This window comes from Sphingobacterium ginsenosidimutans, from assembly GCF_039536865.1.
Classification (GTDB): Bacteria; Bacteroidota; Bacteroidia; order Sphingobacteriales; family Sphingobacteriaceae; genus Sphingobacterium; species Sphingobacterium detergens.
The window spans coordinates 1,662,392-1,687,615 of sequence record NZ_BAAAZK010000002.1 but is presented as its reverse complement, the minus strand read 5'-3'; the positions used below and the strand labels follow the sequence as shown (position 1 = coordinate 1,687,615).

Genomic DNA, 25,224 nt, shown 5'->3' with positions numbered 1-25,224 from the left:
TTTTAGTTGATTCTGTCTGAGCTACTAGCCGACATCTTAGGTCGCTATTCAAGCAGATATTATCTTTACTTTTGTCAAGAGAAATACAGCGATATTAGGAAAGCAATAGAATAACGGTTGTTACCGAAATTTTGTCGAATGGAGCTGATTGCTCGAGCATGAAGCTTATAAGAAGCCTTAACGGTGATACCGATTGTGTCAGATATCTCTTCGAAAGTCATGCCTTTGACATATTTCAGATACAATATTTCTTTTTGCCGATCAGTAATATTTTCTAATGCATGTTTTAGGCGTTGGCGCGTTTCCTTTAATTCTTCCTTTTTTATAATTCTGGCCTCAAGCGGGAGTTCGAAATCAAACGCGTAAACCTGTTCATCCAAAACATCAAAAGCATACTTATCCTCCTGTCTTTTCCGATTTAAAAGCTCGTTGCGAACAGATCGGTGTAGGTACACCGTCACGTTCTTCACCTCTTTAATATAATTCCGTTTTTCCCAAAAATTGATAAAAACATTTTGTATTACATCTTTAATTAAGTCATCATCTTTTGAAAAACGAAGGGCATATAGAAATAAACTTTTGAAATTGGAATTATAAATTTTCTCAAAAGAGCTTCTATCTCCCTTCAGAAACTTCTCCCATTCAATTTCTAATGTGTTTTCATTTTGCATCGTTATATGACTAGCTATTAGTAATGAGACAAATATACAGGTATATCGTTTGGATTTACAGCCTTTATTTTTACTTTTTCAAGATCGCCATTTGTAACCTGAAACGGAAGTTGAAACGAAAATAAAATTTTTTGCGAAAAGAAGATTTGTAAATGATCCTCATCAAGAATATACATTTTATCCGATGAAAAAACAATTCGTTAAGAGCTAAAATAGCTGCCACTGTTCGTTATAGAAGTCCTGCATCTGACCATCGAAATCAACAGCTATAAGTCAATTTGACATTACTCCCTGCTATATTTTGCTGAAATGAACTTTAAATTTAAATAATTCTATCTCATTTACAGTGTTTTATGAATTTTTTTAATTTTTCTTGGGTGACAGAATGGAAAAATGGTGTCTTTAAATTAAGTAAACCGAATTATTGATACATGACAACTAATACAGATATGTTTGGCGGCGACCAACTCTTAGAAGAATTGTTCCGAGAACCTTCCTTTTTGCAATTAACTGCGCAACAAGTTTTGGTTGACGATGCGCAATGGCAACTTTGGTTTGATGAGTATCCGAGGTATCAAGAGGTGAATCTCGTGGCTAGAAAACTTTACGAGTTAAAATATTATGAATCCACAGTAACTGTCAATGAAACCTATTGCTCAGAAGTTTGGACAGGAATTGTCGCACATTTAGAAAATAAAGAGAAAAATGTTGTTCAACCTCGATTGAGGCAATTAAAAATTCGCCAGTGGTTGCAATATGCGGCGATTTTGATCGCTGTGAGTGCGTTTAGTTTATGGATCTATCTGCAACAAGCCACACCAAGAATGAGTGAAACTTACGCAACATCGACAAACAAGAAAGAAATTATCTTGCCAGATGGTAGTACATTATGGCTTAATAAACAGAGTACTGCTACTTATCAGGAAGATGGATCTCGTAGAAAATTGGATCTAATTGGGGAAGGGTACCTACATGTGACAAAACAGATTCACAATGGTCAGAGAAGACCATTCGTTGTCGAACACGATGGTTTAAAAGTTGAAGTACTGGGAACACGTTTTAATATTATCAATACACCGACAACTAAATTAGTGGCTTTGGATGAAGGGAGTGTAAGAGCCGGTTACGAAGGTCGGAATATGGTTATGAAGCCAGGTGAAGTTGTAAACGTAGACCGGGGTGTATTGAAGCGACTGCCGGTACGATCTGGTTTGGTAAATAGTTGGCAGACAGGTATACTCGATTTGGATAAAACTACTTTAAATGAAATTATTATTTGGATGGAATTAACCTACAGAAAGAAAGTGGTTGGCAGGCTTCCTTCAAGTATGATGAAGGTCACAGTGAGTGGCAAGATAGATGTCTCCGAACAGGAAATTGTATTGAGATCAATAGGCAACTTGTATAAGGTTAGTATTTCAGAAGAAAAAGACCACTTCGAAATCAAAACGAGCGAATAAACAAAAAAATATAATCTAAATACCCCTACATTATGAAAAACAAATGGATTCGGCAACTCGCCTGGGCTGGGATTGGTCTGTCATCATTTTCGCTGATCAATAGCGCCTCAGCCTCGGAGATTTATTGGAATACGAATGCTGCAGAACTGTCTTTTGAGCAACAACGAATTGACAAAATAGTGCTTCGATCCCTGCGTGTTCCTGAAATTTTGCAGATTGTTTCCAAACAGGAGAAAATTTATTTTGCCTATGCAGATGTCCTTATTGAAAAGTTGGCGATTGGCGAAATAGATCCCTTGACAGTGAAATTGTCCTCGCTACCTAAAATTTTGGCGAGAGCTAATCTTCGGATGGTCAAGATCTCGGACAAACAATATGTTATCGAAAAATTTGAGCAATCGACCAGTAATACGGTGGAGAGAACCCCATTAAGTAAGAAAAATTTTACAAATCAGCAATATATTAATGGGACTGTAACTGATACAGATGGAAAGCCTTTGACTGGCGTTACAGTAAAAGTTTTAAAGGGAACAACAGCAGTTAGAACGGATATTGAGGGGAAGTTTAACATAGAAGCTGCCATTGGGAGTACTTTACAGTTCAATCTTTTGGGGTATCAGGCTGTTAGTCGAGAAATTAATTCTGATGCACCAATGATGGTACAGCTCATTACGGCTATTACCAATTTGGACGAAGTTATCGTTGTTGGGTACGGTACACAAAAGAAAGCTGATTTGACAGGCTCTGTGGGGATAGTGGATGTTGGGAAATCTCTAAAGTCACGCCCGGTTACAAACGTTCAGGAGCTTTTGGCCGGAACAATTCCTGGAGTCAATGTCAGTAAGGGTAGTGGGGCTGTAGGCAGTGGGGCCTCAATCAACATCCGCGGAACATCAACAATTGGTGGCAGCTCAGGAGCATTGGTACTCATCGACGGAGTACCGGGTAATATCAATACGTTAAATCCGAATGATATCGAGAGTGTTTCGATTTTAAAAGACGCATCATCTGCTTCAATATATGGGTCTCGTGCGGCAAATGGTGTAATCTTAGTCACCACTAAAAGTGGCCAAGCATTTGATAAACTGTCTATTGAAGTCAATACAGGAATAGGTATTCAGTCACCGCAACAACATATTGATTTCGTAGGCTCAGAAGACTTTATGAAGTTGTGGGATCAAGCACTTGTAAATGATGGCAAAGCTGCATTGTATGGTGAAAAAGGTTTGCAAGATTTACACGATGGAAAATATGCCAATGTTAAATGGTACGAAGAGATTTATAAGAAAAACAGAATTATTAACAATAATTATTTGTCGCTTTCCGGCAACAACGAACGCGTAAAATATAGATTTTCGGCCTCACACGATTTCCAAAACGGAACGTTGCCCAACAACAAATATAACCGTATTATTTTAAAGCCAGATATGACATTTCATATCTCCGAAAAGATTGATGCGCGGGCAAATATTCAATATACGGAGACCTATATTGATGCTCCTCAGGGCGGAACAGAAATTTGGCAGACACAAGCCATGCGTGTTGCACCTATTTATTCTGTACAAAATCAACTAGGACAGTATGGTCCAGGTTCTTCGATGGTTAACAACCCCATTGCGGGAGTTTACCAATCTGGGTTCAATCGACAAAAATACAAGGAACTATTGGGTATTTTCGAGCTGACCTATAAACCGATAGAAGATTTGGAGCTTAAAGGGAATTTTTCCCGTTATACGTTTGATAACTGGAGTAAAAACCGTGTCTTGAGTTACAATTTGTATGACGATGCTGGAAATGTAGTTTCTGTTCAAAATCGGGTCACAAATTTAACGGATGGAGCGAGCAACAATTACCGTAATATGCTACAATTTACAGGTACCTACAAAAAGGATTTCGGTGATCATCACTTCAAATTGTTGGGCGGATATTCGCAGGAGTATTTTAATACTTCAGGTTTTACAGCATTTCGGGATAATTTGCCTTTTCCGAACATTGATGTGCTAAATAGCGGAGCCCAGACCAATATGATTTCGACAGGGGATGCCAACGATGTGGCTATCCAATCTTACTTCTCGCGGTTGAATTATGATTATAAAGGGAAATATCTATTTCAGGCCAATGTTCGAGCTGACGGATCTTCACGGTTTGCAGCAGGAAATCGTTGGGGTGTATTTCCATCGTTTTCTGCAGGGTGGAATATTCATCAGGAAGATTTCTTTCATGCTGATTTCCTGAGCACTTTAAAATTGAGAGGATCTTGGGGGATTTTGGGTGATGCCGAAAAGGTAGGATATTATGCTACTGCTACCGTATTAACTTATGATCCGGCCATGTATGGATTCAATGGCGTTGTGGTACCCGGTGCTTGGAACAATGTCTCGATCAATCCAAATATTAGCTGGGAAGAGTCCAAACAGACCAATTTAGCTGTTGATTTGGGGCTATTCAACAAAGTGAATATAACCGCAGAGTATTTTATCAATAATCGTGATAATATCTTATATGCACCGCCCGTACCTACAGAGTTTGGCTTAGCCGGACCCTTGGCCAATTTGCTGAGTTTGCGGAGCCAGGGAATGGAGTTTCAGGTTGGGTATAATGATCGCAAAAATGATTGGTACTGGTCAGTCGATGCTAACGCTTCCTTTTCTAAAAATAAAGTTAAGAATCTCGCGGGGACAGGGCCATGGATTGGAAGCCAGACCTTTACGAATGTAGGATATACTTATAATCTTCCCTACGGCTATCAAGCCGAGGGGTTGTTCCAATCTGAAACAGAAATTGCCAATAGCGCATCACAGGGAGCTAATATTTTTCCGGGAAATATTAAATACAAAGATCAGGATGGAAATGGTGTCATCAATGGAGATGATCGTGTGATATTGCGTGATAAACCTGTCATACGTTATGGACTGAATTTGGGATTGGGTTGGAAAAATTTGGATATATCGGTCAATATGTACGGTGCCTTGCAGAATACGCGATATATCAGTGGTTATGAAGGCTGGGCCTTTTTCCTGACACAGAATGCCAGACCTATGCACTTGGACAACTGGACTCCAGAAAACCCAAATGCCAGCTATCCTCGACTCTCTTTACAGTATACATCAAACGATACACAATATTCCGATTATTGGCTACGAAAGGCCAACTATCTAAAGATTCAGAATGCGCAGATTGGTTACACATTTCCAGCAAATTTATTATCCAGTTTAAAAATAGCAAGCTTACGTGCATTTGTATCAGCGCAAAATTTGGCAACGATAACCGATTATAAGGGATTTGATCCAGAAGGCTCTTATTACCCAATTTCACGGACATTTTCTTTTGGTGTTAACCTTAAATTTTAATACAATGTTTAACAAATATATACTTAAATCGACTGTTTGTATAGGTATTCTTCTCGGTACTTCAGCCTGTGAAAAATTTATTGACCGTGATCCTTTGTCTCAGGCTTCCGAGACGACCTATTGGAAATCCGAAAACGATGCATTGGTCGGATTAAATGCTGTGTATACCGCTTTACCAACTGCCCGAGACTTTTGGCGGGATTGTCAGAGCGATAATTCGGCCATGACCAATGCATGGGGTGAAGGAGGCCTAGGTTATATCAGTATGGGGAACCAAAACGCAGCGACAGGTTATATCGCTGAGGAATGGCGCTATGACGATGTTCGTAAATGCTTGTATTTTTTGGAACGGCTGCGTGGAATGAACTTTGATCAAGCCAAAAAGAACCGTTTTGAAGCTGAGGCTAGGTTTATATTAAGCATGAAATATCTGCGGATGGTGCAGCATTTCGGCAATATTCCGTTAATTAAAGAAAGTCCTGTTACGATAAGTGAAAGTAGTTTGCCGAGAGCTAATAAAGAAGAGGTTTTAGCCTATGCATTGGAAAATGCCCAGTTTGCCATTGATCATCTACCAGCAAGATTTACCGGAGCGGACCTTGGACGAGTAAATAAAGCTGCAGCTTATTTGCTGAAAGCAAATATCTACTTGTATCAAGCTAGCATCAAACAGTTTCATGAAAATGTATCGGCCGCAACACTTTGGCAGCAGGCTTATGAGGCTGCTGCTGAGGTACAGAAAATGGGTTATTCTTTAGTTGACGATTATGCCGAAGTATTTAAACAAGCCAATAATGCGAATACAACCGAGGTTATTCTCGCCCGTCAATATGTAGAGGATAAGATCACACACATGACGCCGGTATTGGCATCACCTTCAGGTACAGGGATTACAGGCAATGGATGGGCGAGTTTTTGTCCTACAAGGGATCTGGTAGATTCCTACCTCTGTACAGACGGAAAAGGTATTCGTCAATCTTCAATGTATGATCCGGCCAATCCCTGGGAGAAGCGTGACTTGAGGTTGAAAAAAACATTTATGTTGGCTGGGGTGCCTGTGTTGCGTCCGAATGGGCAATATGTTGCTTATCAGCCACATCCGGCCTACAATAAAAGCGAAAAAATCAATAGCGAGGGTGGAGGAATCACCGGTTTTATGTATCTTAAATTCAACGAACCTGAATATGCTAAGCCCGATCAAGGTTTTGCTAACTGGCCAATTTATAGATATGCTGAGGCCTTGCTTATCGTTGCCGAAGCATTGAATGAATTTCGGCCTGGAGACGCGCTAATAAAAACCGCCCTCGATCAGGTTCGAAAAAGAGCTGGACTCCCCGCTGTTACCGCGGCGGAACTAGGCAGTCAAATGACAATGCGACAATTAATCCGGGAGGAACGCAGGCATGAATTTGTCGCCGAACACAAACGCTATTTCGATATTTTGCGTTGGAAAATCGCTGAAGATGTTTTGAGCAAACCAGCGGAAGGAATTAACAGTAATCAGAATGATGCGATAGGTGATTGGACCAAACCGCGTTTTCTTGCACAAAAAAGAGTATTTGATAAAAATAAGCACTATTTGTGGCCAATTCCACAGAATGCAATTGATAGAAACAAAAATTTACTTCCACAAAATCCCGGATGGTAATTATATAAAACGTATGGATAGAAGAAGCTTTTTTAAGAAAACGAGTTTAATAGGTCTAGGTGTACTGACCAGTCATTTTACAGTGTGGTCCAAATCAATATTTTCCTGGGACAATCCGATACACAATATCCCTGAGCAGAAGGATATAGATAAGCAATGGCTCGCCTCTTTGCATCAGCGGGGCGAGAAAATTGCCTACCGAAAGAGTAAAAATGAACTGCGTTATATTGGTATGCCAGTTGGTGGATTGCATACAGGTACAGTGTATATCGGAGGCGATGGACGTTTGTGGTTATGGCAGATATTTAATACAGCTTATGATGGTGAACGCGAAGGTATAGAACCCAAAAATGTGCAATGGAATAATGGGAAAGAGCTGGCGACTGTCCGTCCACGTGATGGGGCAGCCTATATCGAGCCAGCCATTGCGGACAACTTACGTAGCATCGAGCAAGGTTTTGCAATATCAGTTGCTGTTGGAGGAAAACAAGTCGTCAAAGAACTCCGCGAAAATCATTGGGACGAGATTGTGTTTGAACCGACTTATCCGACTTGCCGTGTTACATATAGTAGCGCCAACTTTCCTGTGGAAGTCGTACTGACCGCCTATTCACCATTTATTCCGTTGGACCAGGATAATTCTTCCTTGCCATTAACGACATTACATCTGGAATTGCGTAATAAAATAAATACACCGGTCGAAGTAAGCCTAACAGGCTGGATGGAAAACGGTGTGTTTAAGGGACGTAAAGATCTCAATGCAGTTTGTAAAATATCCCGCCTATTAGATAAAGCAGGCGTAAAGGTCTTAAACTACAGTTGTGAACAAATACCCGATAGTGCTTTGCAAGCTGGTGATTATGGTACGATGGCCTTTACTTGCTTGGATCCTCAGGCATGGGTACATACCAAGCTGGAACACTGGCCGGTGACACCGCACTCATTACAATCGGATCATAATGATTCGGTCGTCGACTTCGCTGATTTACAAGTGGGTGCCTATACCGTTAAGCGGGTTATAAAACCAACAGAGACCAGTCGGATTTCGTATGCAATCTCCTGGCATTTTAATAATCCACATCCCAAGTTGAAAGCGCATTTAAAGGATGCCCAAAATGGCTATTGGTACGGTGCAAAATTCAATGATGCATCAGCAGTCATTGACTATTATCTGGCGCATCGGCAAAAGCTTGATGGGGAAACGCTGGCCTGGCAACAGACCTGGAATGATTCGACATTACCCCATTGGTTTATGGACCGTACCTTTGTTAATATAGGAACCTTGGCGACAGCGAATACGATGCGTTTTGCTTCAGGAAGGTTTTGGGGTTGGGAAGGTATCGGTGCCTGTGCCGGTACTTGCACCCATGTGTGGCAGTATGGTCAGTCTATGGGACGTATATTTCCTGATATTGAGCGCAATTTGCGCGAGGTTACTGACCTTGGGGTGGGCTTTCAGCCAGAAACTGGCGCAATTATCTTCCGGGCAGAATATGAAAAAAGACCCGCCATCGATGGGCAGGCTGGTGTTATCCTTCGTTTTTATCGGGATCATCAGATGAGTACTGATGACACATTCTTAAAACGTAATTGGCCAAAACTTAAACAGGCGATTCAGTTTGTTCTCGACCAGGATAAAAACGGAGATGGTATGACCGATACGCCAATGGAAAATACATTGGACGCCGTGTGGGAAGGAGAGATCGGCTGGATTGTAGGACTTTGTCTCGCTGCCATACAAGCTGCGGCATTGATGGCTGAGGAAGTTGGCGATAAGAAATTTCAACAGATCTGCATGAACTATGTCAGAAAAGGAACTGAAAACATGGATAAATATCTTTTTAACGGAGAATATTATATCCATCGGCCAGATACGATTCAGGGAAGGAAAAAGCTGGGTTCCTACAATACTTGTCATATAGATCAGGTCTATGGACAGGCCTGGTGTTTTCAAGTGGATATGCCTCGGATTAATGACAGAGAGAAAACATTATCCGCCCTGAAGGCACTTTGGAAATATAATTTTGCGATGGATGTGGGACCCTATATTAAGACACACCTCGGGGGACGGCCATATGCATTGGCAGGCGAAGGGGGGATGGTCATGAATACAAATCCAAAAAATGAGGAAAAAGCTTATGGCGATAATACGACTTGGCAACTGGGTTATTTTCATGAATGTATGAGCGGATTTGAACATCAAGTTGCTGCACACATGATGGCCGAAGGTATGATCGACGAAAGTTTGGTCATGACCAGGGTAATTCACGACCGCTACCATGCGGCAAAAAGAAATCCCTTTAACGAAATTGAATGTAGTGATCACTATGCACGTGCGATGGCGAGTTACGGAACCTTTATCAATGCCTGTGGCTTTAGTTATCACGGCCCAAAAGGGCAAATTGGTTTTGCCCCAAAAATAGGATCTTCAGATTTTAAAGCGCCTTTTACCACCGCGATGGGATGGGGGACCTACATTCAAAAGCAGCAAATGCAAGGAAAGCGTGTTTGCCAGTTAACATTAAATTATGGCGCGTTGGAACTTAAAGAATTTCATCTGGGGGATGCCGAAGAGCTTTCACTTGATTCTAAGCAGATTACTGTTCTACAAAATGATAAACAAATAGCACTTCATAAAGTGAAACGTCAAGGAGAACGTTTGGTGATCAATTTTAAAGACAAAGTAGGACTAGAAAAAGATGATACATTAACTATTCGATGGTTATGAAAAAAATAGTGAATAAACTGCTTGTGATAATAAGTCTTTTCTTGGTTATGGGATGTATGTCATCAGCAGATCAAAAGGCCGGATCTGTGCCGAAATCCGATTGGGGAGAGGTGCTTTCGCAAAAAATACCCTTGCTTGGACATCGCAATTGGATATTGATCGTTGATAAAGCTTATCCCGCACCAACGGGAGCGAATATACTTGTTCTCGATTCAAAAAAACAGATACCGGAAGTATTGGACGATGTCGTACAATTGCTCAATAAACAGCATCATGTAAAACCTATCTTTTATTTTGATAAAGAATTTGATTATTTAGACGATGGGCTTGCACCAGGATTAAAGGAATACAAAGAGAGCCTAACCAAACTTTTACCGCATATAGAAAAACGGTCCCTCTTACACGAAGATGTTTTTGGGAAAATAGATAAAGCAGCAGACCTTTTCCAGATAATTGTCGTGAAAACAGAATCACTTATCCCGTATAGTTCAGTTTTTATTGAACTTGATTGTAAATACTGGGATGCCAATCGTGAAAAGATTTTACGTGAGCGGATGACAAAGTCGACAGAATAAAGCCTTTAATCTTGTAGTAATTTAGACAATTAACTGCAGAGCTAAATGGATAAAATAATTTATGCATCCATTTAGCTCGGTAGTTGTCCAATGTGTACTTCTTAGGTTTTGGATTTAACTGTTCTTTCGCAATCCAACCACAATCGATGTGAGTAATACAATGCTATATGCCCACATTAACCAAGAACCAAAAGTTGTCGCACTGTTTGGGGCCATGTTAGGAAAGATGTGTTCAAAAAACTGAATAATGAACGTATCGAGAACCATTCCTGGTAATACCAACAATACGCCTGCGACGATATTTTCGAATCCTGAAAGTTTAAATCTTTTGAAAGTTAGAACTGAAATCAATACTAATGCGGGTATTACAACTACATATAAACTAGTAAGTATTGGTAATGAATCTGTGATAAAAAAGAATTGTCCCACAAATCGGAAAGCTATCGTTGCTAAAACCCAAATTAGAAAACCTATCGTAAGAACCGGCAAAATAAACGTATTTTTCATTTTGAACATGTTGAATAAAAGAGATATTCGGTAAACCTTGCTTTCGAAAACTCATTTACAGGAAAAGCTATACTTAGTGATGAAATTACAGAAATCTTTGTAAATATAGGGGCTTCAATTCCCTGATTTTGCATTCAATATCAAGGCCCCTTCCATTAGCTTATCAAAATGTATAGATTTATTTGAAAAATAGGAGGATCTTTTAGCAAATATTGGCTATTTTAGTTCGTAGCCAGGAGGTTGAACGATCTTTTGTTAATTGTCATAAATATAACCGAATAATACAAACAATTAAAAGAATAATAAAGCCTAAAATGAACGATGAATTACTGGAGTCGCTGAAAAGTGATCTGGATTTAGAAGGATCTTTTAAGAATGGGCAATTTGGTATTTATTCCGACTATCGGGAAAGGGATGATGTATACTTCATTAAAGCGAATAAAGAAGGACTAAAATTGTTTGCTTATCAGCTGTTATGTGCCGCCAAGGATTTTGAACATCAGGAACAAGAACAGGCTTTTCAGAATATTGCATTGGAAGAGGTCTCTTGGATGCTTAAAGATTCTGAGATTGTTTTAAAACACATTGAAGATCCTTCGATGATTAGGGTTAGTGAAACCGAAGCAACTAAATCGAGCTGGAAAGATAGCGCTGTAACAATAGGTTGCTGTATTATACTCGCATTCCTTTTGATTTCATTGATTGTCGGGATTTATACAATCATTAATTCTATTTTATAAAGGTTATGCAATTAAACATATTATTTTAGTTGCTTTTCAATTATAGGATATTTTTAATCAATAATATTTACCATATGCGGTACCTAAAAGAAAGAAAATTGCCATTTTTTATTGCTTGTATACACCTTATAAACTGTCTAAAATTAAAGTTTTAGCATTAATCAAGGAAATCAAAAAAATGTGGGAGAAGCGTAGTATTATATCGGCTGAATTGGAGGTAAATACAAGCCCAATACATTGGGATATATTGGGCTTGTATTAGATGTAATAATCGGATAAGCTACAGGAGCTCAAAATAACCATCCGATTGATAGATTTTGTTTGCCGCCTCTGCTGATATTCTAAATTTTCCTTTGCCTGACATCATGGGGGCCGTAAACATGATTTCATCAGCACTAACAGGTATTGGTACAATTTCAAAGTCACCGAAACGGATTTTTTGTGCATATTTTATGCTCTTACCTTTAATACGAATTAATGATCCAGGTAGCCCACTTGATGGAGCAAAACTATCCAATGAAATTCCCATTGGATTGATTTCGAGTTTTTTGCTGCTGAATGTATACGATCCTGCTGAGTTTTGGTAACCTATACTGATCTTATTGGATCCGAAGTTTGACAGAAACCAAGTGAAAGTGGCTTCTCCATCCTTCTCGCATATAGCATCCCAGTAGATGTTATTGTTACCCAGTAGACTGTACATATTCCCTTTTGAAAAGTTACCATAAAGGGTAATCCGATCTCCTTCATATACGTTTGTTTTATCACTTGATACCCAATCGAAGCTCTTGACTTTAATCTTTTGGGGTAGACTGATATCATAAAATCTGTCTTTGAATTGAAAGGAATAGATGCCTTCTTTTAAATCGCCGACTTCGAAATAGAAGAATTCGTTTCCGGTTTGCCTCGGTTCCACAGGTAGATTTCCAAATGTATAGTCAAAGTACATTCCCGATTGGAAATCCCAGAATCCTGGCCATTGGATCATGCATTTCGCTCCAGGATGGACAAAAGACTGTTCGGTACTGACCTTTGTTAAATCTGGAACGTAAAATATGATTTCCTCTTTGAAAATTACCGTTTCCACCCCATTTGTATAACCGAACTTGAAACGGGATCCCTTAAGATTTTCTATCTGACTAAATTGTAGTTCGCTCGTGAATGGAATCTGTAGATCGCCTAATATAATTTTAAAATCATCTTTCGGATTGCGGTAATCGGGGAGGTTGAGTCCCATGATTTCCATCACTTCCATCGGTGTAAAACTTGTTTTAACAGGTGGAAGCAGCTGCCCTAGAATATTTACTTGAGCAATATTATAGTAAAAGTCGCCATAAGGATACTCTCTACGTTTAAACGAAAAGCTAATTTCCTGTCCATGATATAATCCGTTCGTTTTCGGAACAGTAAAACGAATAGATTTTTTGTCTGGAGACAAGGTGTAGGAGGTCTCCATGCTTTCGCTAGCGTCTGATTTGGCATTAGCGAAGTAGGAGAAAAATTTGTAATTTTTGTCTATCAACTTAAAATCACCATTGACAAGAATTTCGTCACCGGGTTTTGCTTTTACCTTTTTGACCTGATCAATCGCAAAGCCACCGATCTGAAATGAATTAAATTCGCCCTTGTAATATCCTTTTTCAGTTCTAACATAAAAGCAGTAGGTATATTTAAGATCTAGATCGAAGGGTTCATTCGGTTGATAAGTAAATTTGATCGTGGGACCTGCAATATTTTTACCGACTTCGATCTCCTGTTCTTTCCGTTCTATAGCGTATTGATCAATGGTTTTGACTACGAAACCATAACTGAGTATTTTCTGATCTGCTATTGAATCTATCTGGCCAAATAAGGTGACGCTTTTTTTGCTCAATGCATCCATGTGTCCTGTCCGAACGACAATTTTCTCTTCAGCAGATTGAACATATTCTATCTCCTGAACTTTCTTGCACGCAACAGTGAGTAGCGTGAGGCTGGATACCATTAGAAAGAATAATATTTTAGACTGTTTTATATTGCGGAGCATATCTCTATTAAAATCTTAAATTAATTCAAAAGTTTCCTTACCCTTTATCCATTTATTACCAAAAAGGAGATTGATTTCTATCTTTCCCTTATAGGTGATATCCCGAGGAATGGTAAATTTGATTTCCTCTTCACCTGATTCCCGCCATACCAGTCGGCCTCCAAAATAGATCATACCATAATAAATCCCTTTGCCTACGATAGTAATCTGATCACCAGCTTTACCCTTTTTTGGGTAAAAATCCGAAAAAACCGGAGCTAAGATTTCGAGATTCAGATTCGTTTTGTCCATGTATTCTTTCCCTTCGCTTCCTCGATACCCCACAGTAATGGGATATGTCCCAGCGGCAATTGGAGGTATAACCATACCGATCTGACCATTTTGTATCGACACAAGCTCAGCATCTTGATTGCCTAACCTAACTTGGTAAGGGATGTTTGGTCTAAAGTTGCCATTGATCCTGACAAGGTTCCCGTAGTAGCCTTTACTTTGCTCAATACCTGTCGCCTGTAATTTTTTCACTCTTAACTTTGCTTGGCTCGTAAATGTAAAAAAAGGGCTGCTTGCCGAAAGAGCATAATCACCTTCTGGAAGATCCCCGATAGTCAGTTTATGTATACCTGTCCAATTGAAACTGACGTACGCATTTTTGTTACCTACTTTATAGGTTGTGAGATCTTGTCGCCCGAATGTTGAAAAGTCCACTCCTGAGAAATTGCCTATACTTCCAGGATGGAATTCAGTGTCATTAAAGTAGAGCGCATAGGGGGCGGGCTGTTTAAGCTGGATCTTTTCTTTAAAAATGACGGTATCTTTTCCATTGAAATAACCTATGGTATACTTGTCTGCAGGTTGTCCATAAGTCAAGTTTATTAGATTCATTTCGGGTTCGTAGGGAAAGGATCGGTTGCCGAATAGGATATAGAAAGGTTCTTTCAGAGCAGGCCCCATCCCCGGACCTGTCAACGTAATTTTGTCATTGTACATGAAATGGTAGTTGGTCGGTTCATTCAGTTTGCCTACCACTTTCACAGTTGCTAACAACGAATTTCTATACAGCCCAGTCGGATGTACCTTATTTTGAAGGATAAAACTTATACGACTGCCGTGGGTCAGATTAGCAGGTAACTGAAACACTAATGTTTTAAGGTCTTTACCCAGTGTAAAAGGAATTTCCTGTCGATTGTTATCCTCATTAATATTCAGCGTGTAATTATCCTTTACCTTTTCGAAATTTCCATTGAGGGTGATTTTATCATCTGGAGAAGCGATAATATCATCTCTATAGTCGATGTCGTACCAATAAAACGTTAGATGTGTCGTTTCTCCTTTGTAAACACCCTTATTTGTCTTGATATAATAGTAATATTTAACGGAATTCGAATTTAGGATTTCGTCCGGTGTTTGGATGGTATGTGTAATCTTTCCTGTTTTTGCCTTTGAGCCTAACGAATAGACTAGTTCTTTTATGCTTGTATCGTAATATTTTTGGCATTCAACAACAAAGCCATGATCAATAATGCTTTCATCATTCAGGTATAGTATGCGACCAGAAAATGTAATTGTTGACTCATTTGCATTGTCATTTATCAAAGTTTCAATACCAATGGGATTGGTGTCAGGGATTGTTTCAACGACTTTTTCTACTTTTTTACAGGAAAAAAGAAAGCACAATGATACTAACCAAAGGATATACGATTGTTTCATAAAAGGGTTAACTTGTCGGCAAATATACTTGATGGAAATAGTATATCAAAAGATATTTCTAATTTGCCGGTTAGTTATAGCATGTTAAAATTAAGCGCATCAGATTCGACGGATTTAATATCGTATGTTTATTTTAGGTAGGTAATATTGGTAGAACTCGAACAAGTTATTATCTTGTCCTGTCATAATTAATTAGTCGCAATAAGCAATCAGTCCACTTTGTTTTTCGATCGCCGTATTAAGGATGTTGATTAATTTTTGTACATCGGTATCAGTTTGTAGATGCTTTTGCAAGATGTTGTTTTTAATCTGTTTGATGACTACAGTCGTTAACCTGAAATCCGAGTAAAAGTCGAAATTTTTATCGATGATGTTTTTCTTCTGAAGATTCTTAAATGTTCCATTATCAAGTTTTCCCACAAACTCTAATCCCATCTCAGTTGGATCGTTTGGCGTTGGCTGATGATCATTAATAATATAAAAGTCTAACATTTTTAAGGGGGTCTTTAAATCCTAAATTTAAAATTCATTGAAAATTGCGACAGAAATTATCCTTATTTCTTGGACGTTTATTGAATTTTACTGGCTAAATCTAAATAATACTGCTTTCCATATTCATTATTGGACTTTTGCGCTTTGCTTTTAAAATAATTGCTAGCCTCAACTTTATATTCTGCCGGAATGTTATCAATATATAAATCTATTAAGACTTCAAAAGCACTTTCCGCTATCTTTTTTGGCGACATCATTTTGATATCCATAATATACTTCCATTTGTTATTGTAAGCCTTAAAAGAAGTCAATCTTGGCAGAAATAAAGCGACATAAGCACCTACATTTTTTCTATCACTATTTTTCAACATGAATTCATAAATAGCCTTCGTTTCAGGTAGATGATATCGCTGTATCATATTTCCGATAGAAGAGATGAGAAGGACAACAAGCTTGATATTGTCGCTATGTTTGTCATAAATAGTCAAAAGGTTTTCCACCAATTTGGCGTCGTTAAAAAGGTCATTATAGAATTTGGAAACTTCTAGCCTGGGCATTTTCTCAAACTCTTTTATTAACTGAAATAGTTCATCATCATTTAACCTATTCCAGTCCTTAATCTTCTCTACTAATAGACTGATCTTTTCGACGTTCTATTTGGACATAACAGTAGTAAAGCAATACTCTAGGTAAGATACAATTTATTTCTTAGTTATTGTTTTTGCTATTGTGTACCCTTAGTTTTACTTGTCACTTTCAAATCTCTGAAAATTCCTGCGGTTCCGATATCTAAAAAAGACAAATTCTCCAGTTTTATGGACGCCCATTTTGAGCTCACTGACAATAAAATGAGGTAGTTTGGTGTCATTTATAAATAGTTTGGCTGTTTTACCTTTTACATACATTTCTAATTTGACCCACTCATTTGGCGCAATAGGCGCATATGCCTCATATTGCCCATATGCGGTAGTTCGGGAAGCCGTAAACTTAAGAAATAACCTTAACCTAGTTTAAGAGTTAAGCCTCCCTGGTACTAATGTTTTTATCAATTCATTTCCAGAACTATTTCTGGTTATTTAGTGTATTTTTATTCTAAAAAATCATTATTTTAAAATAAATAAAACTTTAATGGTATATTAGTGTTCTAATTTGGTGTTATGAAGTATAAGCTTTTAGAAGAAATCCTACCATTGATTGAGCAATTCGAGGCAGATAATGTAAACGGTAATTATGCCAATGATGCTGAAGGGTTTAAGCGCTGGGTTGCAAATGTGCAAAGTAATAAGCTTGTTGATCCACACTGGGAAGGTAAAGAAAATGGACGTAGTCCGGAGAGTGTCATCAGTACTTTAATTGTGCATATGAACAGATTCGCAAAGAGTTATTCAAAAGCTGCAATTTGGGGATCTGATTTTTCTACCCAAGAGGAATTTATCTATTTGATTACGCTAAAATCATTTGGAGAGATGACAAAAATGGAATTGATCAAACGAAATATTCATGAAAAGTCAGTTGGTATGGCTATTATAAATCGTTTGCTCAAACAGGGATGGGTAAGTCAGGAGGAATCTGAACTGGATAAGCGAAGTAAGATGATCTACATTACAGAAACTGGTTTATTGGTATTAGAGCAGCAAATGGGAAGCATACGACATGCTACACGGATTGTTTCGGGAGATCTCACGAATGAGGAAAAAATGATACTTATCAACTTATTAACTAAACTGAGCGATTTCCATCAGGTGATTTACGATAAAAACATTGCGACAGAACAATTATTGGACAAAGTTAAAATATAGCCAAACAGATGATTAGTAGAATAGAATCCTTAATCAGAAGAAAATGAAAAAGAAAGTAGCTGTAATTGGAGCAGGTTTTTCGGGGCTTTCGGCCGCAGCTTATTTAGCTAAGGCGGGTTATGACGTACATGTTTTTGAAAAACATATACAGCCAGGCGGGCGGGCGCGTCAGTTTTCTACGCCTGAAGGCTTTAGGTTTGATATGGGCCCCAGCTGGTATTGGATGCCTGATATTATAGAATCCTTCTTTTCGGACTTTGGCCATAGCGCAGCTGATTTCTTCGAACTTGTTTCATTGAATCCACAGTTCGAGATGATATTTAATTCCGGAAAGATCAGTGTGCCTGAACCATACGAGGATTTAAAACAGTTATTCGAACGGATTGAAGTGGGGGCAGGGAGGAAACTGGACAAATTTATGCAGGCAGCTAAATTCAAATATGAAGTTGGGATGCGTGATTTTGTCAATAAACCTTGCCATAGTTGGCTGGAGTTCGCTTCTCCAAAAATTGCGCGCAGCGCCTTCAAATTAGATCTATTATCAAGCTTTAGGGCTTACGTTGCAAAATATTTTAAAGATGAAAGGTTAAGGACTTTGATGGAATTTCCCGTCATTTTTTTAGGGGCCTCTCCTAAAGATATTCCGGCATTATATAGTCTGATGAATTATGGTGGTTATGCACTGGGAACGTATTACCCCAAGGGAGGATTTTTTCAGCTTGTGCAAGCTATGCAACAAGTAGCTGAAAAGCAAGGAGCAAATTTTCATTTTGGGCACAGTGTTGAAGCACTTAACATCGAAAACAAAGCAGTCTCCTCGATCACAGTTAATGGCGAAAATCGAGAATTTGATCTTATTGTTGCTTCGGCGGACTATCACCATATTGAATCGCTATTGCCCCAAGGATTGAGAAATTATGATGATGCCTATTGGAAAAGCAGGACTTTTGCCCCCTCCAGTCTGATTTATTATCTTGGTATGAAATCCACTATTTCTAATTTGATTCACCATACTTTATTTTTTGAACATAATCTGGATGATCATATTGATTGTATCTATGGCGAAAAAAAATGGCCGCAAAATCCGTTGTTTTATGCCTGTTGTCCATCCAAAACCGATTCTCAGTTGGCCCCTTCAGACGGTGAGAATCTTTTCCTGTTGATGCCCCTTGCAACTGGTATTGCAGATGACGAAGAAACACGTGAGGAATATCTGATCCACATGTTAAAACGTCTGGAAAAGCATACGGGTACAAAAAATCTATACGAGCAGATTTCATACAAACGAAGTTACTGTGTCAGCGACTTTATGAACGATTATAATGCTTACGGTGGAAACGCTTACGGATTGGCCAATACACTTAAGCAGACTGCGGTATGGAAACCAAAGGTTAGAAATAAAAAAGTGCACAATCTTTTTTATACAGGTCAGTTAACCGTACCCGGTCCTGGTGTGCCGCCGTCCATTATTTCTGGAAAGATAGTCGCTAAAGAAGCCATTGAATTATATCATAAATCATCAGCCCATGAAGAAGTTATTTGATGAGCTCGCTTATGAAGTGAGCAAAAAAACAACTGAGAAATACAGTACAAGCTTTTCGCTTGGCATTTTGGCTTTGAAACCAAGCATCCGTCATAGTATTTATGCAATTTATGGCTATGTTAGACTTGCAGATGAAATCGTCGATAGTTTTCATGGATATGATCGGCAACGATTATTGAGCCGTTTATATTTAGAAACAAACGCTGCTTTGGAAGAAAGAATTTCCTTGAACCCTATTTTGCAATCTTTTCAAGAGACCGTACGCAAATACGACATCGACATTGACCTTATCAATCAATTCCTGCATAGTATGGAGATGGATCTGAAAAAGATAGATTATAATTCAGATCGCTATAAAGAGTATATTTATGGCTCAGCAGAGGTTGTAGGGCTGATGTGTTTACAGGTTTTTACCGAGGGAGATAAACAGCGCTATGAGGAGTTAAAACCATATGCGATGAAACTTGGATCTGCATTCCAAAAAATAAACTTTTTGCGGGATCTCAAAGATGATTATCATATCCTCGGTCGCACTTATTTTCCAAATTTGGATATGGCTGTATTTGATAATGTACTCAAGAGCAAGATTGAAGATGAAATCCACAAGGAGTTTAAAGAAGCACTTTTAGGCATTAAAAAATTGCCTTCCTCAGCTAAGTTTGGTGTTTATTTGGCTTACAAATACTATCTTTTACTTTTTGCAAAGATCCGAAAGAAATCATCGAAGGAAATTTTAGAAAATAGAATTAGAATACCGAATACTCAGAAAGCCTATGTTGCTCTCAAAAGCTATTTGAGATACAAGGCTGCTTATTTATAATTCTGCGCAAATTTAAAATCATCAGCGAATAAACATATGAATTTTATTACCGTACTAATCACTTTTGTTGCCATGGAAGGTGCTACCTGGCTTATTCATAAGTATATTATGCATGGTTTCTTATGGATCTTGCATCGAGACCATCATGATCATAGCAATGAAGGTTTTTTGGAAAAGAACGATTACTTCTTTGTCATCTTTGCATTACCTACCATTGCGCTGATGTATTTTGGATCGCTAAAAGATTATAATTACCTATTTTATATTGGTCTAGGTATTATGTTCTATGGTATGGCTTATTTTTTTGTGCATGATATTTTTATCCACCAGCGTTTCAAATTTTTGAGTAAAACAAACAATAGATACTTTTTGGCACTTCGTCGTGCTCACAAGCAACATCACAAACATTTGGTCAAGGAAGAAGGAGAATGCTTTGGCTTTTTATATGTTCCGTTGAAATACTTTAAAATGTACAGTAATAATGAAAAAACATGATGCAGTATACTTATTCGCTTATCTTATTTTTTACGGTCGTAATATGTTTTGTCGCTTCCTTCGACAAGCGGCTTCGATTTGATCGAGAGTTTGTCCCATTTTTAAAAGCTTCGGTCATTGTTGCCCTGTTTTTTATTGCATGGGATGTCTGGTTTACCAGTCGTGGTGTTTGGTGGTTTAATACAAAGTATACCTTGGGCATTGTCTTGGCTGGTTTGCCTCTGGAGGAGTGGTTGTTTTTTATCTTTATTCCTTTTTCCTGCGTATTCACCTATTTCTGTCTGGATAAATTTTTTAGATGGCAACATCTTAGTGCTTTTAACAATATTATTGTCTTTGTCAGTATAATTGTATGCGCAGTGGTAGCACTTCGCTATGCTGATCGAATATATACCTTGGTGACTGCTGTAGTCACGATATTGACATTACTGGTGTTTCACTTTGTTATGCGGGTACAATGGATTAGCCAGGCCTCTTTGGTTTTTACAGTACTCATGTTAGGATTTTTGCCCGTCAATGGTATACTCACAGGAACAGGATTGGAATCACCAATAGTCAATTATAATCCAGCGGATTTTATGGGTATTCGGGTACTCACCATTCCTATTGAAGATGCTGTTTATGGATACACCCAGTTTCTATGGGTACTTTATTTTTTCAAAAAATTCCAAACCAGAGCGCATGACTCCAATTCATAAAATTATTCTTTCGCAAAAAAACATGGACAGCAAAATGTTGATCGTTGTCGAAAATGATTAATCTTGATGATCTTGAATGAAACCATTTTCCTCCCCGAACATCAATCCCTGTTTTTCCAAATGTTGATAATCTAATTGTTTTTGATATGCGCTAGCTTATAAGGAATTACATATTTTGTTCCAAATGCGACGGATATAAGTGTATCCACTCCAAATATAGAACCATGGTTGTAAGAGCAATTATTTAATCTGATTTTTATCCGTATAGAAAAGAAGCTTAATGGTTTAGCTTGTTTTAAAAGCATCCAAACTAGTTTAATTATAAAAGATAGAAATATGAAGAAATTAATTTTTGCAGGCATTGCCTTAGTATCATTTGCGGCGTTGACCCCTGACGTAGCAAAGGCTCAACAGAGCGCGTCAAAACAGAGTTTAGAGATTTCAGCAGAAAGCACCCCTCAGTTAGATCTTCAGTCAAGACAAAAGTTGGATAATCAGATGGATGCTCAGGGAAGAAGAGGCCCTGGATATTGGACACAGCTTTTTAATGCTTACTTAGATGTATATCTTAAATATGGCTATTCTGCAAATGACGCAATAGAGCGAGCACATCAGTCTGTCTATCGGGAAATTGAAATTTATTATGGTGTAGATCTTTAGATATTACTCCGATTTTAGAAAGTGAAGTTTGATAGAAACTTCACTTTCTTTTTAAATTCAAAGCCTAATAATTGGATACAAAGACTATCTTATTTATCTACAAAAAGGCGAAGTTTTTTCTAAGGCCTTTCGTCTTTTATTGATATGTGTTTGAATGGAGTTACTCCTAATATTCTTGTAGTAGTAATTTTGATCATTAATGAGATTTATACTAATAACCTAAATGATTACTGCGTCTCGACAATGTCCTGTAGTGCTCTGAATAAATTTAGCGGATATTCGGCTAATCTGTTGCAAAGATAGAGATACCATTCTTGACCATATACGAAATACAGTTTTGTTGGATACCCTTCATCTCTCAATTGTGCTAGCTGCTCTGTCTGTATGCCATATAAACTTTCAAATTCATAGCATCCCTTTGCAGGCTGTAATCTATCAATAAGCTTTTTGACCCCCTGTTGAATTTCATGGTGATGTGTTGCAATGGAGCATAAATGACTTTTTGAAAGCAGCTGTTCGACGTAGTAAAGATAGCGTTCATTGAGTTCCTGACCGCGTGGTAGCGATAAGCCTTTGGCTGTTTCGAAAGCTCCTTTCACGATGCGGATACGTCCTCTTTCTTTGCACATCGCATCAAAATCATCCGTTGTTCGATGGAGATAAGCCTGCAATGTGATGGACAAGTTTGAGAATTCTTTAGAGCCCTTCTGATAGAGCTTTAATATGTTGTCAGTCCTTTCCGTTCCTTCGGCACTTATGATCACTTCTTTACCTTTGGCTGATTCACATATATTGGAAAGATTTTCATAACAGAGGTTTTCAGAGATTTCCAGTCCAATGTGCGAAAGGTCAAGTGAAATCGTTGAATTGAGATTGTGTTGCTGTATTGCATCGCAGATGCCCAAAAATTCAGTAGTTGCTTTTTCAGCTTCATGAATAGTCCGTGTACTTTCGCCCATATACTCGATCGAGCACTTAAAACCACTATCATTTGAAGCTTGTACTTTGGTTAGGGTTTGCGTAAGATTTTCACCGCCAATATATCGGTCAGCGGCTTTCTTCATTAGTTTGTAAAGTGCTTCATTATTCAAAATATAAGCTTTAGCATCTTCATTTAATGCAGCTTTCCTCAGTGCTTCAGCACCAGCTGTAAGTAATTGTTCCATTTAGCAATCTTAAAATTAACTATGTAAAATACAAAAAATAGAAAGTAGAAAAAATGAAATCCCTATTTTCGGTAGGAAAAATCAATTTTTAATTAATAATATGATACAGTAGACGAAAGAACTCTCCGTCGGTGATATTGTCAGTTTACGGGGAACATATCTCCTCTATTCGGGCATATGGTTAAATGGTTTTTACAAAGAAGGATACACCCTTGCAGATCCGGTAGTATAGCAAATTCTGTAGTTATAATGTTTAAGAGAGTGGTAATAACTTTAATTTTAGCTAAATTAGTAATATTATTTAATCAATTATATAACATTAACTTTTTTATTATGTTAAAAAATGCAATTAAATTATGGTTTTTGACAGCTGTTTTAATCATTTCTGCGTGTCAGAAAAATGTAGTAGTAATGGAAGAAGTTCCGATTGATAGTTTAGCGATCAGTTATGATACTATCCAAGTTTTTAATGAAGTTCCATCTGGTACAAAGGAGGCCAAACGGTTGGGACAACGAAATCCCGCTTCAGATTTTACAGCAACGGGATTCTATGTTGCTCCCAATGAAACCTTAACGATTCATATGGAGCAATTGGAAGATGGTAGTGGTGTTCCTACACTTTTAATAGGCACTTATTCTAGGTATAAAGCGAAGTGGAATCCAACAGTTGTTCCATTGACCGCAGGAGTTAATACCATTCAGGCAGATGCGTATGGTGGTCTTCTATACATCCGGTATAATTCAAATGACAATAGTATAGCAAGTGGTAAAGTTCAGCTTGAATTTAGAAGCGGGCATCGACCTACGCCGCACTTTGTGCTAGGAAAGACAACAAATGCACAATGGCAAACGATGTTAGACACATGGACAACAGCTCCCGATGTTATTTTGGAAAGTAATGAAACGATGTTGGTAGCTTCTCGTACTAAAGCATTGGAATATAGACAGGAAAATCAGCAACAATTGATGCAGACTTTTGATGAGATTACCAAAGCAGAATATTCCATAAGTGGTATTGACAATTCTTCTGCCGAACATAAAGAAAATGTCCATAAACTTTTGATGACCGAGACCGATAATACAGACTATTTTATGGTAGCAACCTGGTATCGTACAGCTTATATCAGTAGCGCAATGAATATATTATTGACTGTTGACGGAGCACGTAATAATGGATGGGGGCCGTGGCACGAACTAGGACATATGCATCAGCAAGGAGCCTGGACCTGGGATGCACTTGGCGAGGTTACCGTTAATATCTACTCCCTTGCAGCGGAGCGAAAAATGGGACATCTAACATCTCGGCTGACACGAGATAACGTTTGGGTTGATGCGATGGATTATTTGGTAATTCCTTACGCTGAAAAGGATTTCAATGCAAGTAGTACCTCGCTTTTTGTTCGGTTGGCGATGTTCCAACAGTTGTGGTTGGCATTTGGCGATAACTTTTACCAGACCTTGCACAAGGAAACACGCGTCGAACAAGCAACGTTTTCTACAAGAGAACAACAGATGCGTTATTTTATGTTGAAGGCCTGTACTATTTCTGGCAAGAATCTGAGTGCATTTTTCCGGAAATGGGGGCTTAAAGTGAATGAATCTGTCTATACTGAAATCGAAAATCTCAATTTACCAACACCTGCAGAAGATCTTACGAGCAAAACTGACGATCCAAATTGGGAAAACAAATGGCTCGTTATAGGCTATACCAATCAAGAAACAGCTTCCGAAAATGGAAGAGCAGCAAATATGATTGATGGTAATGCTGCGAGTTACTGGCATTCAAGATGGTCGAGCAACCCAGGTACATACCCCTATTTTATTACCATTGATATGAAAAAAGATATTGCAGTAACAGGCTTTACTTTTACACAGCGAAATGGTTCGCGAAGAGTTAAAGATATAGAGATCCAGGTGAGCCAGGATAATGTAAATTGGAATAGTGAAGGTCAGTTTGTGCTACAAAATGTCGTCACTCCACAAAATGTCGCCTTGCCGGCAGTGAAATCATTCCGTTATTTTAAACTTATCTTCAAATCTGCATTTGATGGTACGCAAAATGCAGCTATGGCTGAAGTAACGGTCTATTAATAGAAGCTTTCTATATCAAAATTATTAAGCAGAGACCGGTCTAGTCCA

Annotated in this window: 20 protein-coding genes; 13 read left to right on the top strand and 7 right to left on the bottom strand. The window is 38.3% G+C overall.

The features are described from left to right. Positions 1–74: 74 nt before the first annotated feature. Positions 75–671, bottom strand: a complete 597-nt coding sequence (locus ABFX33_RS06975; RefSeq protein WP_346085129.1) for an RNA polymerase sigma factor — start codon at positions 669–671, stop codon at positions 75–77. A 431-nt stretch (positions 672–1,102) separates the two neighbouring features. Between ABFX33_RS06975 and ABFX33_RS06970 the strand changes: the two genes are divergently transcribed. The 5 genes from ABFX33_RS06970 to ABFX33_RS06950 are packed head-to-tail and all read left to right on the top strand — an operon-like array spanning position 1,103 to position 10,432. After that, entirely contained in the window at positions 1,103–2,131 is a 1,029-nt protein-coding gene (locus ABFX33_RS06970) for a FecR family protein (protein ID WP_346085128.1), read from the top strand. A gap of 32 nt (positions 2,132–2,163) precedes the next feature. Beyond that, positions 2,164–5,481 carry a SusC/RagA family TonB-linked outer membrane protein gene (locus tag ABFX33_RS06965; protein WP_346085126.1) on the top strand — a complete coding sequence of 1,106 codons (3,318 nt, stop codon included), beginning with the start codon at positions 2,164–2,166 and terminating at the stop codon, positions 5,479–5,481. Between the two features lie 4 nt (positions 5,482–5,485). Next, positions 5,486–7,129, top strand: coding sequence for a RagB/SusD family nutrient uptake outer membrane protein (locus tag ABFX33_RS06960; RefSeq protein ID WP_346085124.1), 1,644 nt, complete (start codon positions 5,486–5,488; stop codon positions 7,127–7,129). A gap of 13 nt (positions 7,130–7,142) precedes the next feature. Then, on the top strand, positions 7,143–9,857 hold the full coding sequence (locus ABFX33_RS06955) for a GH116 family glycosyl hydrolase (RefSeq protein WP_346085122.1): 2,715 nt from the start codon (positions 7,143–7,145) through the stop codon (positions 9,855–9,857). Further along, positions 9,854–10,432, top strand: coding sequence for an RbsD/FucU domain-containing protein (locus ABFX33_RS06950; RefSeq protein ID WP_346085120.1), 579 nt, complete (start codon positions 9,854–9,856; stop codon positions 10,430–10,432). Before ABFX33_RS06955 ends, ABFX33_RS06950 begins: the two co-directional genes overlap by 4 nt. A 114-nt stretch (positions 10,433–10,546) precedes the next feature. On the opposite strand, the gene ABFX33_RS06945 is transcribed toward ABFX33_RS06950, so the two are convergent. Further along, positions 10,547–10,939 (bottom strand): DUF5367 domain-containing protein, encoded by a 393-nt coding sequence (locus ABFX33_RS06945; RefSeq protein WP_346085118.1) that lies wholly within the window; start codon positions 10,937–10,939, stop codon positions 10,547–10,549. A gap of 314 nt (positions 10,940–11,253) precedes the next feature. Between ABFX33_RS06945 and ABFX33_RS06940 the strand changes: the two genes are divergently transcribed. Then, positions 11,254–11,679, top strand: a complete 426-nt coding sequence (locus tag ABFX33_RS06940) for a hypothetical protein (protein WP_257088253.1) — start codon at positions 11,254–11,256, stop codon at positions 11,677–11,679. Between the two features lie 280 nt (positions 11,680–11,959). On the opposite strand, the gene ABFX33_RS06935 is transcribed toward ABFX33_RS06940, so the two are convergent. The 4 genes from ABFX33_RS06935 to ABFX33_RS06920 form a co-directional block, all read right to left on the bottom strand. Then, a complete protein-coding gene (locus ABFX33_RS06935; RefSeq protein WP_346085116.1) occupies positions 11,960–13,663 on the bottom strand; it encodes a hypothetical protein in 1,704 nt (567 codons plus the stop codon). A gap of 57 nt (positions 13,664–13,720) precedes the next feature. Beyond that, complete coding sequence (locus ABFX33_RS06930) at positions 13,721–15,412, bottom strand: hypothetical protein (RefSeq protein ID WP_346085115.1); 1,692 nt, start codon at positions 15,410–15,412, stop codon at positions 13,721–13,723. Positions 15,413–15,604: 192 nt separating this feature from the next. After that, a complete protein-coding gene (locus ABFX33_RS06925) occupies positions 15,605–15,904 on the bottom strand; it encodes a hypothetical protein (RefSeq protein WP_257088259.1) in 300 nt (99 codons plus the stop codon). 77 nt (positions 15,905–15,981) lie between these two features. Continuing rightward, positions 15,982–16,461: a hypothetical protein gene (locus ABFX33_RS06920; RefSeq protein WP_346085113.1), complete on the bottom strand. Its 480-nt coding sequence runs from the start codon at positions 16,459–16,461 to the stop codon at positions 15,982–15,984. 600 nt (positions 16,462–17,061) lie between these two features. Between ABFX33_RS06920 and ABFX33_RS06915 the strand changes: the two genes are divergently transcribed. The 6 genes from ABFX33_RS06915 (at position 17,062) to ABFX33_RS06890 (ending at position 21,919) form a co-directional block, all read left to right on the top strand. Then, complete coding sequence (locus ABFX33_RS06915) at positions 17,062–17,703, top strand: MarR family winged helix-turn-helix transcriptional regulator (RefSeq protein ID WP_257088262.1); 642 nt, start codon at positions 17,062–17,064, stop codon at positions 17,701–17,703. 25 nt (positions 17,704–17,728) lie between these two features. Continuing rightward, a complete protein-coding gene (locus ABFX33_RS06910) occupies positions 17,729–19,246 on the top strand; it encodes a phytoene desaturase family protein (protein WP_346085469.1) in 1,518 nt (505 codons plus the stop codon). Next, positions 19,230–20,066 carry a phytoene/squalene synthase family protein gene (locus tag ABFX33_RS06905; RefSeq protein ID WP_257088265.1) on the top strand — a complete coding sequence of 279 codons (837 nt, stop codon included), beginning with the start codon at positions 19,230–19,232 and terminating at the stop codon, positions 20,064–20,066. The genes ABFX33_RS06910 and ABFX33_RS06905 overlap by 17 nt, the downstream gene beginning before the upstream one ends. A 36-nt stretch (positions 20,067–20,102) precedes the next feature. After that, the gene (locus ABFX33_RS06900) at positions 20,103–20,561 is read left to right on the top strand and encodes a sterol desaturase family protein (RefSeq protein ID WP_259183145.1); all 459 of its coding nucleotides are present in this window, start codon (positions 20,103–20,105) and stop codon (positions 20,559–20,561) included. Continuing rightward, positions 20,558–21,259: a lycopene cyclase domain-containing protein gene (locus tag ABFX33_RS06895; RefSeq protein ID WP_346085112.1), complete on the top strand. Its 702-nt coding sequence runs from the start codon at positions 20,558–20,560 to the stop codon at positions 21,257–21,259. Before ABFX33_RS06900 ends, ABFX33_RS06895 begins: the two co-directional genes overlap by 4 nt. A 336-nt stretch (positions 21,260–21,595) precedes the next feature. Continuing rightward, on the top strand, positions 21,596–21,919 hold the full coding sequence (locus ABFX33_RS06890; RefSeq protein WP_120258854.1) for a hypothetical protein: 324 nt from the start codon (positions 21,596–21,598) through the stop codon (positions 21,917–21,919). Between the two features lie 227 nt (positions 21,920–22,146). On the opposite strand, the gene ABFX33_RS06885 is transcribed toward ABFX33_RS06890, so the two are convergent. Continuing rightward, entirely contained in the window at positions 22,147–23,085 is a 939-nt protein-coding gene (locus tag ABFX33_RS06885; protein ID WP_346085111.1) for a proline dehydrogenase family protein, read from the bottom strand. Positions 23,086–23,496: 411 nt separating this feature from the next. Here ABFX33_RS06885 and ABFX33_RS06880 point away from each other — a divergent pair, with 411 nt between their 5' ends. Then, positions 23,497–25,176, top strand: a complete 1,680-nt coding sequence (locus tag ABFX33_RS06880; RefSeq protein ID WP_346085110.1) for a M60 family metallopeptidase — start codon at positions 23,497–23,499, stop codon at positions 25,174–25,176. Positions 25,177–25,224 lie beyond the last annotated feature (48 nt).

Bases quoted from the DNA above. Each gene is read 5' to 3' on its own strand.
- ABFX33_RS06920 (WP_346085113.1), bottom strand. From the start codon at position 16,461: ATGCCCAGGCTAGAAGTTTCCAAATTCTATAATGACCTTTTTAACGAC.
- ABFX33_RS06905 (WP_257088265.1), top strand. From the start codon at position 19,230: ATGAAGAAGTTATTTGATGAGCTCGCTTATGAAGTGAGCAAAAAAACA.
- ABFX33_RS06975 (WP_346085129.1), bottom strand. From the start codon at position 671: ATGCAAAATGAAAACACATTAGAAATTGAATGGGAGAAGTTTCTGAAG.
- ABFX33_RS06935 (WP_346085116.1), bottom strand. From the start codon at position 13,663: ATGGTATCCAGCCTCACGCTACTCACTGTTGCGTGCAAGAAAGTTCAG.
- ABFX33_RS06880 (WP_346085110.1), top strand. From the start codon at position 23,497: ATGGAAGAAGTTCCGATTGATAGTTTAGCGATCAGTTATGATACTATC.
- ABFX33_RS06885 (WP_346085111.1), bottom strand. From the start codon at position 23,085: ATGGAACAATTACTTACAGCTGGTGCTGAAGCACTGAGGAAAGCTGCA.
- ABFX33_RS06950 (WP_346085120.1), top strand. From the start codon at position 9,854: ATGAAAAAAATAGTGAATAAACTGCTTGTGATAATAAGTCTTTTCTTG.
- ABFX33_RS06895 (WP_346085112.1), top strand. From the start codon at position 20,558: ATGATGCAGTATACTTATTCGCTTATCTTATTTTTTACGGTCGTAATA.
- ABFX33_RS06970 (WP_346085128.1), top strand. From the start codon at position 1,103: ATGACAACTAATACAGATATGTTTGGCGGCGACCAACTCTTAGAAGAA.
- ABFX33_RS06955 (WP_346085122.1), top strand. From the start codon at position 7,143: ATGGATAGAAGAAGCTTTTTTAAGAAAACGAGTTTAATAGGTCTAGGT.
- ABFX33_RS06965 (WP_346085126.1), top strand. From the start codon at position 2,164: ATGAAAAACAAATGGATTCGGCAACTCGCCTGGGCTGGGATTGGTCTG.
- ABFX33_RS06890 (WP_120258854.1), top strand. From the start codon at position 21,596: ATGAAGAAATTAATTTTTGCAGGCATTGCCTTAGTATCATTTGCGGCG.
- ABFX33_RS06925 (WP_257088259.1), bottom strand. From the start codon at position 15,904: ATGTTAGACTTTTATATTATTAATGATCATCAGCCAACGCCAAACGAT.
- ABFX33_RS06960 (WP_346085124.1), top strand. From the start codon at position 5,486: ATGTTTAACAAATATATACTTAAATCGACTGTTTGTATAGGTATTCTT.
- ABFX33_RS06900 (WP_259183145.1), top strand. From the start codon at position 20,103: ATGAATTTTATTACCGTACTAATCACTTTTGTTGCCATGGAAGGTGCT.
- ABFX33_RS06915 (WP_257088262.1), top strand. From the start codon at position 17,062: ATGAAGTATAAGCTTTTAGAAGAAATCCTACCATTGATTGAGCAATTC.
- ABFX33_RS06930 (WP_346085115.1), bottom strand. From the start codon at position 15,412: ATGAAACAATCGTATATCCTTTGGTTAGTATCATTGTGCTTTCTTTTT.
- ABFX33_RS06940 (WP_257088253.1), top strand. From the start codon at position 11,254: ATGAACGATGAATTACTGGAGTCGCTGAAAAGTGATCTGGATTTAGAA.
- ABFX33_RS06945 (WP_346085118.1), bottom strand. From the start codon at position 10,939: ATGAAAAATACGTTTATTTTGCCGGTTCTTACGATAGGTTTTCTAATT.